The 13,464-nt window shown below is 76.4% G+C and carries 10 protein-coding genes and 1 pseudogene; 2 read left to right on the top strand and 9 right to left on the bottom strand.

Features of this window, described 5'->3' with window-relative positions; translation table 11 throughout:
* Positions 1–3: 3 nt before the first annotated feature.
* Entirely contained in the window at positions 4–642 is a 639-nt protein-coding gene (locus ACHZ99_RS25955) for a TetR/AcrR family transcriptional regulator (protein ID WP_420307161.1), read from the top strand.
* A 10-nt stretch (positions 643–652) separates the two neighbouring features.
* Here ACHZ99_RS25955 and ACHZ99_RS25950 read toward each other — a convergent pair whose 3' ends face one another.
* The 5 genes from ACHZ99_RS25950 to ACHZ99_RS25930 form a co-directional block, all read right to left on the bottom strand.
* Positions 653–1,066, bottom strand: coding sequence for a RidA family protein (locus tag ACHZ99_RS25950; protein ID WP_420307160.1), 414 nt, complete (start codon positions 1,064–1,066; stop codon positions 653–655).
* 106 nt (positions 1,067–1,172) lie between these two features.
* Entirely contained in the window at positions 1,173–1,514 is a 342-nt protein-coding gene (locus tag ACHZ99_RS25945; RefSeq protein WP_420307159.1) for a thioredoxin family protein, read from the bottom strand.
* The gene (locus tag ACHZ99_RS25940; RefSeq protein WP_420307158.1) at positions 1,511–1,939 is read right to left on the bottom strand and encodes a MerR family transcriptional regulator; all 429 of its coding nucleotides are present in this window, start codon (positions 1,937–1,939) and stop codon (positions 1,511–1,513) included. The genes ACHZ99_RS25945 and ACHZ99_RS25940 overlap by 4 nt, the downstream gene beginning before the upstream one ends.
* 49 nt (positions 1,940–1,988) lie before the next feature.
* Entirely contained in the window at positions 1,989–2,648 is a 660-nt protein-coding gene (locus ACHZ99_RS25935) for a class I SAM-dependent methyltransferase (RefSeq protein ID WP_420307157.1), read from the bottom strand.
* Between the two features lie 58 nt (positions 2,649–2,706).
* Complete coding sequence (locus tag ACHZ99_RS25930) at positions 2,707–4,110, bottom strand: radical SAM protein (RefSeq protein ID WP_420307156.1); 1,404 nt, start codon at positions 4,108–4,110, stop codon at positions 2,707–2,709.
* 517 nt (positions 4,111–4,627) lie between these two features.
* Between ACHZ99_RS25930 and ACHZ99_RS25925 the strand changes: the two genes are divergently transcribed.
* The gene (locus tag ACHZ99_RS25925) at positions 4,628–4,900 is read left to right on the top strand and encodes a hypothetical protein (RefSeq protein ID WP_420307155.1); all 273 of its coding nucleotides are present in this window, start codon (positions 4,628–4,630) and stop codon (positions 4,898–4,900) included.
* 419 nt (positions 4,901–5,319) lie between these two features.
* Here the strand turns inward: ACHZ99_RS25925 and ACHZ99_RS25920 are convergent, their stop codons facing one another.
* The 4 genes and pseudogenes from ACHZ99_RS25920 to ACHZ99_RS25905 all read right to left on the bottom strand — a co-directional run bounded on the left by ACHZ99_RS25920 (position 5,320) and on the right by ACHZ99_RS25905 (position 13,361).
* Complete coding sequence (locus ACHZ99_RS25920) at positions 5,320–6,627, bottom strand: winged helix DNA-binding domain-containing protein (protein WP_420307154.1); 1,308 nt, start codon at positions 6,625–6,627, stop codon at positions 5,320–5,322.
* 393 nt (positions 6,628–7,020) lie between these two features.
* A pseudogene (locus ACHZ99_RS25915) lies at positions 7,021–7,158 on the bottom strand (RidA family protein); the annotation flags it as partial.
* A 226-nt stretch (positions 7,159–7,384) separates the two neighbouring features.
* Positions 7,385–9,370 carry an MFS transporter gene (locus ACHZ99_RS25910; protein WP_420307153.1) on the bottom strand — a complete coding sequence of 662 codons (1,986 nt, stop codon included), beginning with the start codon at positions 9,368–9,370 and terminating at the stop codon, positions 7,385–7,387.
* 307 nt (positions 9,371–9,677) lie between these two features.
* Entirely contained in the window at positions 9,678–13,361 is a 3,684-nt protein-coding gene (locus tag ACHZ99_RS25905) for a D-alanyl-D-alanine carboxypeptidase (RefSeq protein WP_420307152.1), read from the bottom strand.
* Positions 13,362–13,464 lie beyond the last annotated feature (103 nt).

Genomic DNA, 13,464 nt, shown 5'->3' with positions numbered 1-13,464 from the left:
ATCGTGGAGCAGGGCGCGCCCCGCCGCCGGGCCGAAGCCGTCACCGACGGCCGCCGCGCCCGCGGCCTGCGCCGCCGCGCGGAGATCATCGAGGCCACGCTCCGCGTCGTCCAGCGCGACGGCGCCGGCGGCGTCACGCACCGCACCGTGGCGCGCGAGGCGGACGTACCCACCAGCCTCACCGCGTACTACTTCGCCACCCTCGACGACCTGCTGGTCGCGGCGCTGTCCACGGTGGCCGACGAGTACACCCGCCGGCTCCACGAGATCGTCGAGAGCGACGGCGACGACCTCGACGGCCTCGCCGCCCTCGTCGCCTCCGCGGGCGGCGACGGCCGCGGGCGCGCGCTCGCCGAGCGCGAGCTGTCCACCCTGGCCGCCCGCCGGCCCGCCCTCCGTCCGGTCGCCCGCCGCTGGCGGGACGCCGTGGCGCGGATCGGCGAGCGGCACACCTCCGACCCGCGCGCGGTCGACGCGCTCGTCGCCGCGACGGACGGCCTGTGCGCGGACATCCTGCTGACCGACGCCGGTCCGGACGTGCGCCGGATCCGCGCGGTGCTCGCCCACAGCCTGCGCCCGGTCGACGGGGATCGGCGGCCCGCGCGTCCCCGGGCCGGGGGGACCCGCCGACCGCCGGCGTGACCGCGGCCGTTCACTCCTCTTCCAGCACGGCGGCGACCGCCTCGATCTCTACCAGCTGGTCGTAGTAGCCGAGGACGGTGACGCCCATCAGCGTGCTGGGCACGTCGTGTGCGCCGAAGGCGTCCCGTACCACCTGCCACGCGGTCACCAGGTCCTCCTGGCGGGAGGAGGCGACGAGGACGCGGGTGCTGATCACGTCCGTGAGGGCGGCGCCGGCGTCGGCGAGGGCGGTCTTCAGGTTCTCGACGGACTTGGCCGCCTGGCCGGCGTAGTCCCCGACGGCGGCGGTGGAGCCGTCCTCGTTGAGCGGGCAGGCGCCGGCCAGGTGGACCATCCGGGCCCCGGCGGGGGCCGTGGCGGCGTAGGCGTATTCGGCGACGTCCGACAGGGACGCGGAACGGATCAGCGTGACGGCGGAAGGCACAGGCGCACTCCTTCTGAGCTGGGGTCGAACCGGTCGTACGCCCCCGAGCCTCGCAAGGATCAGCCCCGCTTCGCCAACGCGTTTCCCGCCCGCGGGCGGCGAGGCGTCAGAGGACGCCGTCGAGGTCCCGCAGCAGCCGGGTCCTGGAGCGGGCGCCGACGACCGAGCGCACGGGCTCGCCGTCCCGGAAGACGAGCAGCGTCGGCACCGCGAGGACGCCGTGGGCCACGGTCGTCCGCGGGTTGTGGTCGACGTCGAGGCGTACGGCCTTGATCCGGTCGCCCAGCTCGGCGGCGAGCGCGCCGAGGACGGGGGTGAGCTGCTTGCACGACGGGCACCAGGCGGCGGTGAACTGCACCAGCACCGGTACGCCGGCGCGCAGCACCTCCTCGGTGAACGTCTCGTCCGTGACGTACGGAACGTCCTGCGTCGTCTGTGGCGTCGTCATCTCGGCACTCCCTCCCGGCCGCCGCAAAGCGGCACGTCTCCCTCGGCTCCGCCGGCGCCGCACGGCGACGGCGTCGCCTCCGCGCGCGCCAGCTGCGCGGTCAGGTGGTCGCGCGCCGCCCGCAGGTCGGCCATCAGCCCGTCCAGCTCGGCGATCTTCCTGCGGTACACCGCGCGCGAATCGGGGCAGGCGTCGCCCGCCGGGTGGCCGGCGCGCAGGCACTCCACGAACGGCCGGGTGTCCTCCAGCTCGAAGCCGAAGTCCTGGAGCGTACGGATCTGCGCCACGAGCCGCAGGGCGTCGTCGCCGTACACGCGGTGGCCGTTGGCGCCGCGGTCGGCTGCGGGCAGCAGCCCGCGCGACTCGTAGTAGCGCAGGGTCCGCGTGCTGACCCCGGCTCTCTCGGCGAGTTCCCCGATGCGCATGCCGCCGACGTTAGACGTTGACGCCGACGTCAGGACAAGCGCGGCTCCGCTACGCCTCCGGGCGGCGGGCGAGGACGTACGCGCGCGTGGTCTGCGCCTCCTGGGGGTAGTGGGCGCGCTCCAGGGTCGCCTCCACGTCGAACCCGGCGCCCCGGAGCAGTTCGGCGACCGGCACCGGCTCCAGGAAGCGGAAGTCCACGTCCACCGGGTGCCCCCACCAGTCGTCCAGGTGCCGCACCTCGGTGCCGGCGTGGAACGCGACCAGCAGCCGCCCGCCCGGCCGCAGCACCCGCCACGCCTCGGCGAACGCGGGCGCCAGCTCGGCCGGTTCGAGGTGGATCACCGAGTACAGCGCGACCGCCGCGCCGAACTCGCCGTCCGCCGCCGGCAGCCGCAGCAGGTCGCCCTCGCGGAACTCCGCCTCCGGGTGGTCCCGCCGGGCCAGCGCGACCATGCCGGGCGACAGGTCGATGCCGACCGCGCGCGCCGCCCCGTGCGCCGCGAGCCACCCGGTGACGTGCCCGGGCCCGCAGCCGAGATCCGCGACGGGCGCGCCGGTCGCGGTCTGCTCCAGCAGCGCCACGAGCAGCGCCCGGTCCAGCGGCTTGTGCGTCAGCTCGCCGCCGATGGTGTCGAGGTACGCCTCCGCCACGGCGTCGTAGCTGTTCCTTACCGCCGCGCGCCGCCCGTGGTTCCCCGGATCCGTCATGGGGCTCAGGATCCCACGCGCGGCCCGCGGCGGGCGGCCGGGGCGGCGGCCCGGACGGTCAGCCGCGGGTGGCCGGGACGGCCGCCTCCGTCGCGTCGTCCGGCAGCGGCATCGAGTCCATGAAGGAACTCACCGAGAACACCGCGCGCCCCGCCCCCGGCGGCCCGTATCCGGGCGGGGACGACAGCCCGTGGGTGTCCAGCGCGTCCTGGTACGTCTCCAGCAGCCGGATGTGGTACTCCAGCGGCGCGCCCTCGGGGTTGGCCTTGCCCAGCGGCGTCGTCGGCTCCGGGCACCAGGTGGTGAACCGCGGCACGACCCCGTGCGACATGAAGAAGTCCAGCCCCTCGCGGGTGGACGCGATGGCCTCGTCGACCGTCGTGAAGCCGAACGGCTCGGCCATCTCCACGCCGGCGACGAAGTTGGGGATGACGTTCGCCGGGCCGAAGACGTCGGCGGAGTCGAGGATGCGGCGGTGCCACTCGTCGCGGCCGACGTAGCGCTCCTTGCCGGGGCAGTACAGCTCGAAGAGGCGGCGGTCCCACACCTCGAAGTTGGGGTGGTAGATCTGCGCGCCGTAGTCGCGGAAGCGCTGCACGTCGGCCTTCGGCAGTGCCTGGGCGACGACCTTGCCGATCCAGCGGCCGGGGAAGCGCTCCTCGATGGCCCGGGCGTACTGGCCGTAGAAGTCGGCCTCGTCCTTGCCGCCGATGTGGCGGGTGACGGCGCCGCCGGTGAGGGTGTACGCGGTGGAGGTCTTCGCGGTGTCGTACCGGTCGATGATCTCCAGCGCCTCCAGCACCTCCTCCACCGGTTTGACGCCCGTGTACGGGCGGCCGGCGGCCTTGTGCTGGCGCCAGTTGTGGTTGATGTCGCAGTACTGGCACTCCTCCTTGGCGCCGAAGTACTGGCAGACGCGGAAGACCGTGAGGTAGATGAGGTAGCCCCACTGGATCGTGGGCGCGACCTCCATGACGGACTTCCCGTTGGCGAGCGTGTGCCGGTAGTAGTCCGGCATCGGCGGCAGGCCGACGTCGGCGATGCGGACGCCGTCGAGGTAGAGGCCGAGGGCGCCGTCGTCGCCGGGCTTGACGCGGTACGGGGAGGAGGGGTTGACCCGTACGGAGACGACGGTGCGGCGCAGCCCGTACGGGCCGCCGGTGAGGACGACCTCCTCCGGCGGGCGGTTGAGGGCGGCGGCGCCGAGCTCGGGGAGCGTGCCGTGGTCGAAGGAGAAGATGAAGTACGACTTCGGCTTCACCTCGCCGGAGCCGTCCTCGCCCGCGCCGCTGAGCGCGGAGTCGTCGAAGGCCATCCCGCCCCGCAGCAGGTCCTCCTTGATCACGGCTTCCCGGGGCACGTGCGGGAATCGGGCCATCAGGCCCTCGACCAGGTCGGTCCGGCTGCCGCTCGCGGCGGTGCCTGGGGCGGCTGCGGTGGCTGCGCTGGCTGCGGTGTCCATGTGGTGCTGCTCCTTCCCGGCGCCCGTCGCGGAGCGACGCCGCACCCACCATTGAACACGTGCGGCCGTCCGCGGCGGGCGGCGGGGGCGCGGGGGGCCGGATTTTCCTTTCGGGTGAATTCGGACGCGGGTGTCCGAGGCGGCGGGGGCGCGGCCGGGGCCCACGGGGGGCTCACCGGAGCGCGGGGGCTCACGGGCGCGGTACGGGGCCGGTACGGGCGCGGCGCGGAGGCGTCGCCGGTACGGGGCGCGCGGGGCCGGGCGGGGGGCGGCGCCCGTCAGCCGTTCGGCGGAGCCGTGGATACGTACAGCAGACCGTCGGACATCGCGACTAAACACGCAAGTCGGTCGCTTGTCAGCACAGCTGACTTTAGCGGCACACACTCAAATGGCGGAGCAAATCCGGATACTCCGGCTACTGTTCTCCTCAAGTCGCAAGAGCTAGAGGGGAGTAGTGCGCATGGGGCCGTTGAGGAAAATCCCGGGACAGCGCAGTCCTGTGGAGTGTGCGCGCGCCTTGGACCAGGCACTTGAGGCCCAGCGGGCGCGGACCGCGCTCGTCCGGGCGATCAGGAGCGGGGAGGTGGACTGCGTGGAGGCGCTGGAGCGGGCGGCGCGGGACGCCCTGGCCGGGGACATGCTGGCCAAGGACTTCCTCCTGGCGCTGCCGGGGGTGGGACCGGCGCAGACGGCGAAGCTGATGGCCCGGCTGGGGCTGTCGGACGGCCGCCGGCTGCGCAGCCTCGCGCCGGGCCAGCGGGAGCTGATCGGCGCGGCGGTACGGAGCTGAGCCCGCCGGGGCGGGGCGGCCGTGCGGCCGCGCGTACGAGGGTGAGGGCGGGGGGCCGTGCGGCGCGAGGGCGCGGGCGTGGGTGAGGACGGGGGCGGCGCGGGGCGCGGAGAGTCGGGGCCGGCGGTGGCGCCCGGCCCGGGCCGAGCGCAGCGGCCGGGACGAGGGCGGGGGCGGGGGCGGGGCGTCGAGCGTCGGGGGGCCGGGCGCCGGGGGGCCGGGCGCCGGGTTGAGCGTCGGGGGCCGGGCGCCGGGGGGCCGGGGCATCGGGGGGCGGGCCGTCGGGGGCGAGCGGCCGGGGCTGACGGCTGACGCAAGCACCGTTCCCCGCACTCCCGCCCCAGGGTAGGCCGCCGCTCTGACAATCGCCGTGCCGCGGCTGTCGGGAGGCCCACGAAGCGGCCCGCCCCGAGCCGCCGTCACGCGTGCGGGCCCACCGTCACCGGGCCCACCGTCAGCTCCGCACGGCCCTCCATGATCTCGCCCAGTCGCGCCACCTCCCCCGCCAGCTCCCGCCCGCGCGCCGCCGGCAGCCGGTCGAGCGGCTCGACCGTCACGGCGATCCGGCGGCCCGAGCGGCGCTGGTGCCAGACGCCGGCGGCCTCGCCGTCGACCAGCAGCACCGGGAAGTTGCCTGCCTGGCCGCCGGCCAGGGCGCGCTCGTAGGCGCGCCCGGGGAAGAGCAGTTCGCGGGGGCGGCAGGCGATCGCGTACGCGTCGAAGTACGGCAGCAGCCGCACCCCGCGCGCCAGCTCGGCCGGCGCCTCCGGCACCCCGGTGTCCCCCGCCACCACCCACGACGCCACCCCCGCCAGCTCCACCGGCTCGATCTCGCCGGCCCGGGCCCGCGCGGCGAACAGGTCCCGGGCCCAGCCGGCGGGGGCCGCCAGCCAGCGGGCGAAGTCCTGCGGGGTGGCCGGGCCGTAGGCGTGCAGGTAGCGGCGTACGAGCACGGCGAGCGCCGCGTGCGGGGGCGCGGGGGCGAAGCCCGGCAGCCAGCGCTGCGGGCTCGTGTACGTGACCTTCCGGCCCCGGTTGGGGCCGAAGCACAGGGCGCCGCGGTGCGCGGCCAGCGCGGTGGCCGCCCGCCAGCGCGGCCACGTCGACTGGAACGCCTCCATCACCGGGTCCGCCGCCCACGGCCCGGCGCGCTCGGCGACGGCGTCGGTCAGCTCGTCGACCGTCAGCTCCGCGTCGGCGAGGGCGTCGGCCGCGGCGGCGACGACGGCGTCGGCCTGGTCGGGGGTGAGCAGGCCGAGGGTGCCGCCGCCGTTGCCGGAGCCGGCCGGGAGCGCGCCGAGGGCGCCGGTCCAGAGGGGGAGGTCGGCGGCGGGGAGGAGGTGGATGGTGCCGCGGGGGCCGAAGGTCTTGACGACGGTGCGGTCGTCCCACAGCGCCCGGCGGACGTCGGCGCGGGTGGCGCCGGGGATGCGCATGCCGACGGAGAGTTCGGCGGCGGAGAGCACCTGGGCCTGGGCGCCGCAGAGGGTGCGCAGGACGGCGGCGGGGGTGCCGGCGGGCAGGTCGCGGTCGACGGCGTGAGCGCCGGGCGCGGGTCCGGCGGCGGGCGCGGCGCCGGTGGCGGGCGCGGGGCCGGTGGCGGGCGCGGGGCCGGTGGCGGGCGCGGGGTCGGTGGCGGGGCCCGTACGCGCCTCCGGGGCCGCCAGCCCGCTGCGCGCCAGCCGTCGCGCGCTGGCCTGCCCCCACGTCATCGTCCGCGCGCCCATCCGCCGTCTCCCCTCACTCGCCAGCCGCCGGTCGGCCCGGTCGTCCGACCGTAGAGCCACTTCCGGTCAGAAGCGGTCCGCAAGGCACCCGCCCGCCGCCCTATACCACCGCCCCCACCCCCGCAACGCCATTTCCCACGGAATCGCCCCGGCCGCCCCCTCCCCGCACCACACTGGACCCACGGTCGGCGCACGGGCAGGGCGCGGGCCGAGGAGGTGTTCGCCGATGGCATGTGGCTGGTGGAACTCTCGCCGGTGTCGGACGCGCCGCTGCTGGCGCCCGCCGCCGCGCCGCGGCACGCCGACCCGCCCGGCCCGCCCTCCCGTACGCAACCGGAGGTGCCCGGCGACCCGCGGCCGGACCACCGGCTGCCCCTGAGCCGCGGCCCGGCGCTACTCCAGCACCGCCGTCGCCTCGACCTCCACCAGCAGGTCCGGCTCCCCCAGGGCCGCGACGCCCAGCAGGGTGGTCGGCTTGACCGGGTCGACGCCGAGGCGGGCCGCCGCCCGGTTCACGCCCTCGCCCAGCAGCGCTCCCGGCTGGTGTTCCTCGCGGGTCAGGTCGCCCGCGACGCCGACGGCCGGTACCTGGTCACCGCGGGACCGCTGCCGCATACGGCACCGGCCCACGGCGTACCCCTGCTGACGGCCCTGTTCACGGCCGCGGGCGACGAGCCGGGGCGGGTGCCGCGCCTCGGTCGCGCGCGGCTGGGCGGAGCCGGCCGGCGACGGCGCCGCCGCGCCGTAGGAGCCGCCGCTAGTCCGGGCAGTGCGTTCCGCGCGGCAGCTGGTACGGGGCCGAAATGCGGTACGTGCCGGCGCGCGGCGCGTGCAGCCGGGTCCACTCGCCGGCCTTCGTCACGCAGCCCTCCGGGTTCACGTACAGCTGCCCGCTCTCCGACCACTCCCGGACCCCGTCGACGTCCGTCTCCGAGCCGTCGTCCTCCAGCACCTGCGGCGGCTCGACGCCCTCGCCCTCCTCGTCGACCAGCCCGAGCCACGGCGAGAACGGCACCCGCACCAGCACGGGACCCGCGTACTTCACGTCGATGACCAGCTCGCCCTCGTCCGCCCGCCGTACCTCCGCGGGCGCCTCGACCAGCGGCGTGGGGTCGTTCACCCGGAACAGCCGCCAGTTGGAGTCCGCCCAGATCTCCGTCAGGTACGGCTGCCCCTTGGCGACGATCTTCGCCTCCTCGTGCGCCCCGGTGTCCGGCCGGTCCTCCACCGGGAGCACCACGTACCGCACCGCCCAGTGCTTCAGCCAGCCGTGGTACTTCTTCGGCGTCAGGCTGCCGTCGTAGAAGAGCGCGTGCCGCTCCAGGTCCGCCTGCCGGTTCCAGCCGCGGGCCAGGCTCACGTACGGCGACAGCGCGGACGCCTCCCGGTGGCTGCGCACCGGCACCACCTCGACCCGGCCCGCCTCCGCGTCCACCTGCTTCAGCTGGTCCACCAGCGGCGCCAGCTCGCGCGTCCAGGCCGCGTCCGGGCTGGTCAGCACCAGGTCGACGACCGGCTTGACGACCACCCACACGGTGACGGACAGGAACGCCAGATACACCGCCAGGACCGAGCGCAGCACCTTCGGCGCAGCCGGCCGCGGCCCCGACTGGGCGATGGCCAGCAGCACCGTGCCGCCGAAGATCAGCGCCAGCCGCTCGACGTTGCTGCCGATCGGCGAGGGGATGACCCAGCAGGCGAGTGTCCCGAAGAAGTAGACCGCGGCGCCGATACGGACCGTGCGCCACGACTCCGGCGCCATCAGCCAGATCAGCGCGGCGGTGATCATCGGCGCCACCGCGGAGATCCACGGCATCGGCTGCGTCCCCTGGAACGGGAACAGCCAGGTGGACAGCGCCACGACCACCGGCGGCGCCAGCCCGAGCAGATACGCCTCGGTGCGCCGCTTCTGGAGGAAGAGCACGCCGGCGACCAGCCCGACGAACAGCCCGGCCACCGGGCTGGCCGCGGTCGACAGCATGGTGGACATGACGATCGCCGTGCCCCGCCAGCCGCCGATGCGCCGCCGGCCCTTCCCGCCGCCCGCGGCGGCGCCGTCCTCGGCGTCGTCGCCATCCCCCGGGAACACCAGCGCGATCGCGACCAGCCCGAAGAGCAGTCCGAGCCCGAAGGTGACGCGGCCGGAGGCCGCGTTGCCCAGGAGCGCCAGGGTGCCCCACAGGGACGGCACCAGCGGGCGCGGCACCTGGCGGCAGCGGGCGAGGATCAGCGCGAGCACGCCGGCGGACAGCGTGCCGGCGAGGACCATCGTCGTACGGACGCCGAGGACGGCCATCAGGTACGGCGAGATGACGCTGTACGAGACGGGGTGCAGGCCGCCGTACCAGGCGAAGTTGTACGCCGTCGACGGGTGGCGGCCGGCGAACTCGGCCCAGGCGTCCTGCGCGGCCAGGTCGCCGCCCTCGTTGGCGAGGAACAGCAGCCACAGGATGTGCAGGACGCCGGCGAAGACGAGGGTGGTGAGCACGGGCCGCTGGGCGAGCCAGCGGAGCCGGTCGGACAGCCAGTCGGGCCGGCGGGAGCGCAGCCGGCCGGCGAGGGAGAGGCGGGGGGCGGCGGTGCCCGCGGCGGCCGTACGCACCGCCCCGCCGGCCGCGTCACCGTCGCCGCGCGCGCGGCCGGTGACGGCGACACCGCCACCGCCACCGGCGCCGTCACCTGCGCCGGCAGCGGCGTCCTCGCCGTCGAGCGTGGCGCCCGCGCCGTCGTCGTCCCGTCCCACGTCCGTATTGTCGCCGCCATCGGCGCCGGTGGCGCCTCCGCCCGCCGCGCGTTCCGCATCCGGTTCGCGGTCGGGGCCGAGGCTCTCCGCGGGGTCCGCGGACGCCGGAGCGGGCACGGCAGCGGCGGCTTCCGCGGCTCCGGCGGCGGCTGCCGATCGTGATCGGCTGCCGGCCGCCGCTTCACGGTCCGGCTGCACGGTGGTCACTGCGACGACTCTCCGTCTTCCCTCGGCTCCCCGTGTTCCCTACGACGTCCCCGGGGGCGGTGACAGCGACGCTAGCACGGGCGTACGACACCCCCCGGCGCTATCCGAGCCTGCTGAGCTTCGCCCCCGCCCCGGGCTCCGACAGGTCCTCCGCCAGCGCCACCGGCACCCGCACTTCCCCCTGGCCGGAGCCCATCGTCAACTCTCCGACCACGTCACCCTTCGCACCCTCGTGCGGCACCTCGCCGGAGCGGCCCGTGCCGAGTTCCAGCCCGACCTTCAGCCCGCCCCAGCCCGGTGCCACGACGTCCTTCGTCGCCACGACCGGCGTCGTGCCGCCGAGGCCGTCGTCGATCTCGCCGACGACGTCGCCCTTCTTCACGACGGTCATGTCGGTGAGCGCGTCCTCACCGGCCGCCATCAGCTGCCGGCCGAACTCCATGGCGGTCGGCAGCTGCGGCACCGCGTACTGCCCGAGGACCGCGCCGACGATCAGCTGCACCTCCCCCGCGACCTTCTTCTCGGTGGCGAAGAGAAAGTTGCCGCCGGCCTTGGTGGTCGAGCCGACCTTGATGCCGATGCCGTGCACCGGGACCATCTTGTTGCTGTTGGCGTGTTCGTCGCCCCGGCTGTCGGTGTAGGCGGGCATGGCGACGATCTGCTTGAACAGCGGGTCCTTCATGGCCGCCTTGCCCAGGATCACCTGGTCCTCGGCGGTGGAGACGGTGGTGTCCTTCAGACCGCTGGGGTCGGTGTACGTGGTGCCGTCCATGCCCAGCTCTTCGGCGGTCCGGTTCATCTCGTCCACGAACGCCTGCGCGTCGCCGTCCGAGTGCCAACGGGCGAGAAGGCGGGCGACGTTGTTGGCGGAGGCGATGAGGAGAGCCTGGAGGGCCTCCCGCTGACTGAGCCGGGAGCCCGGGTCCAGCTCGACGGTCGTCTCGCCCTCGGAGCTGAGACCGGCCTCCTCGACGGCGGTGTCGTCGACGGGGATGCTCGCGCCCTTGGCGTCGGGCTTCATCGGGTGGTCGCGCAGGATGACGTAGGCGGTCATGACCTTGGCGACGCTGCCGATCGGCACGGGCTTCTGCTTCCCGTACGAACCGAGGCTGCCGAGCCCGGCCACGTCTATGGACGCCTGGCCCTCGGTGGGCCAGGGCATCTCGGGGGCGCCGCCCTCGAACGTGTAGCCGGGGGCGGCGGTGAGGGTCAGGGTGGGGGCGGGCAGCGGGCGGAGCATCTGCACCGTGCCGAGGACGATCGCGAGCAGGATGACCAGCGGCGTCCAGATCTTCACGCGCCGCACGAGGGTACGGGCGAGGGTCTCGGGCGGCGGCGGGGTGTTGGTCAGCTCGGCGAGCAGGTCGAGCGGGCGCTTCTCCTCGTACGGGGGAAGCGGCTGCTGCTGGGTCCGCTCCCACCCGGGCGGCGCGGCGGGCCCGCCGCCGGGCGCGGCGGGCGCGGCTGGCGCGGCTGGCGCCGGGGGCGTGGCGGGGGGCGCCGGGGGTGCGGCGGGGGATGCCGGGGGCGCGGCGGGGGATGCCGGGGGCGCGGCGGGCTTGGCGGGCAGGTCGGAGTCGGGCTTGAGCGGCACGAAGGTGCTGCCGGCCGGTCCGGACAGCCGCCCGGCGGCGGGCGCGCCGGCGGAGGTCCCGTCGCGGCCGTCGCGGCCCTGGCGGTCGTCGTGGTCGTGGCGGTCGTCGCGCTTCTCGTCCTCCACGTCGGCGCTGTCCGGCACGGCGTCGGCGGGTTCGTCCTCGACGCCGCCGGGCGCGGCGGTGGCCGGCACGGCGTCGCTGGGTTCGTCGTCGACGGTACGGGCCGTGGAGCCGGAGCCGGTCACCCACGCGGCGACGGCGGCACGGAGCCGGTCGTCGCCGCCGGCCTTGGCGGCGTCGGCGTCGGCGACGAGGCGGAAGGAGGCGGTGGCGGAGTCCTTGGCGCCGGAGGCCGAGCCGCCGGAGCCGGAGCCGACAGCGGAGCCGTCAACGCCGGAGACGGAGCCACCGGCGGAGCCGCCGGATGTACGGGAACCGGGGTCGTCGGCCCCGTCCGAGGCACGGTCGCTCTCCTTGCCCGCCTCAGCAGCCTCAGAGACCCCGGCCCCACCCGGAGCCCCCCGGCCCCCACGAGCGGCGCCCTGAGCCCCTCCAGCGCCCTCCTGGCCCCTCGCACCGGCTGCCGCACCAGGCCGCGCCGGAGGCGCGTCCGTGGCCTCCGGCCGGAGCGCCGGCACGGCTGCCCCGCCGGTGTCCGGGGCGCCGGGCCTGGGGACGACCAGCGACGTGGTGTTCTCGTCGGTGGTGACGCCCGGCTCGGGCGCCGACCGGGCCTCCGGCCGTGGTGCGGGCGCGGGCGTGTCCGCGGTCTGCTCCCCGGGGGCCGCGCCCGTTCCGGCCGAACCACCCGCCTCCGGCCGGGACGAGGGCGCCGCCGCCCCACCGGTACCGGGGACGTCGGACGCGGGAACGGGCGCGTTGTCCGCGGCGGCTCGCGGCTTCCCCTCAGGCCGGGACGAGGGCGCCGCCGCCCCACCGGTACCGGGGACGTCGGACGCGAGAACGGGGGCGTCGTCCGCGGCGGCTCGCGGCTTCGCCTTCGGCCGCTGCGTCGGCTTCCCGCCGGAGCCCGCCGCCGGCGGGTCGGCCGCGGCCGACCCGTCCGCCTCGCTGCGCTCGCCGGCTGCTGCTGCTGCTGCCGGACCGTCGGCCTTCGGCCCTGGTGCGGTGTCCGGCCCGGGCGGCGCCGTCGTCGCGTCGTCGCCCTCGGCTTCGGCGCCCGCCTTCTCCGGGCCGCTCCGTGCCGCCTTGGGGGCGTCGTCGGCGGGCTTCTGCGCGGCCTTGGCCTTCGGCTCGGCTTCGGCCTTGGGCTTGGGCTCGGTCTTGGCCTTCGGCGCGGCCGTGGGCTTCGGCGCGGCCGTGGGCTTCGGCTCGGTCTCGGCCTTCGGCTCGGGCGACGCCTTCGCGCCGGGCCCGCCGCCGTCCGCCGCCGATCCGGCGGTCGTCTTCGCCGTGGCCGCGGGCGCCTTCTTCGAACCGGATGTCTTCTTCGCCCCGGAGCCGCCGCCGCGGGACGCCTCGCCCGCACCCGCGGGGTTCGGCCGGGAGCCGGTCCGCGCACCGGTGCCACCGGCCTCCGCCGGCTCACCCGCGTCCGCCGACCCGGGCCCACCCGCGTCCGCCGACCGGGACTGCTTGCCGCCGCCGGTCGCACCAGCTCCGCCCCCACCGGCGGTCCCGACGCCCGCTCGCGTGGGCTTGGCCTTCGGCCGGGACGCCTTCTGCGCCCCGTCCTTCGTCCCGGAGCCGCCCTTGGCCTTCGTCCTCGGCGTCTCAGGCGCGGCCGCCCCCTCAGGCCCGTCCGCGTCGGCGCCCGCTTCCGTACCGGCCGCCTCCGGGCCCTCCTCCGCAGCCGCCTTGCCGTCGCTCCCGCGCTCCGGCGCCTTCCCGGCTTTCGGGCGGGCCGCCGGCCGCTCCCCGGGCTCGCCGGCGCCCGCCGCCGGCGCACCGGCCTCGGCCGGGTCCGCCTCGGCCGGACCCGCCGCCGTCGGCTTGCGGTCTCCGCCCGCGTCGGCCGCGCTCTGCTCCGGCTTCTCCCGTTCTCCGCCCGCCGGTTCGGCCGCCTGCGGGGGAACCTCCGCCGGGGCGGAGGCGTTGTCGGTGGGGGACGCGAACGCCAGGCGTGGGTCGCGTTCGCCGCGCGAGTCACGCGGCTCGCGTTCGTCCACGGTCGCCGACCCCGACGGTTGCTGCTCCTCGGGCCTCCCGGGGGACTCGACCGCCACCGACTTCCTCCTCCTGCGTCACAACCGCACAACCGCGTCAACCAGGCGTGGCCACCCACCCTACGGGGGCGCGGCCGTCTCCCGCCCGCATCTGGGAGACGAG

The organism is Streptomyces sp. MAR4 CNX-425, assembly GCF_048656465.1.
Classification (GTDB): domain Bacteria; phylum Actinomycetota; class Actinomycetes; order Streptomycetales; family Streptomycetaceae; genus Streptomyces.
Note: the sequence above shows the minus strand (reverse complement) of the source record. Positions and strands in the feature narration are given on the sequence as shown.

Coding starts and splice junctions, on each gene's coding strand:
- ACHZ99_RS25945 (WP_420307159.1), bottom strand. CDS start 1,514: ATGACGACGCCACAGACGACGCAGGACGTTCCGTACGTCACGGACGAG.
- ACHZ99_RS25940 (WP_420307158.1), bottom strand. CDS start 1,939: ATGCGCATCGGGGAACTCGCCGAGAGAGCCGGGGTCAGCACGCGGACC.
- ACHZ99_RS25935 (WP_420307157.1), bottom strand. CDS start 2,648: ATGACGGATCCGGGGAACCACGGGCGGCGCGCGGCGGTAAGGAACAGC.
- ACHZ99_RS25930 (WP_420307156.1), bottom strand. CDS start 4,110: ATGGACACCGCAGCCAGCGCAGCCACCGCAGCCGCCCCAGGCACCGCC.
- ACHZ99_RS25920 (WP_420307154.1), bottom strand. CDS start 6,627: ATGGGCGCGCGGACGATGACGTGGGGGCAGGCCAGCGCGCGACGGCTG.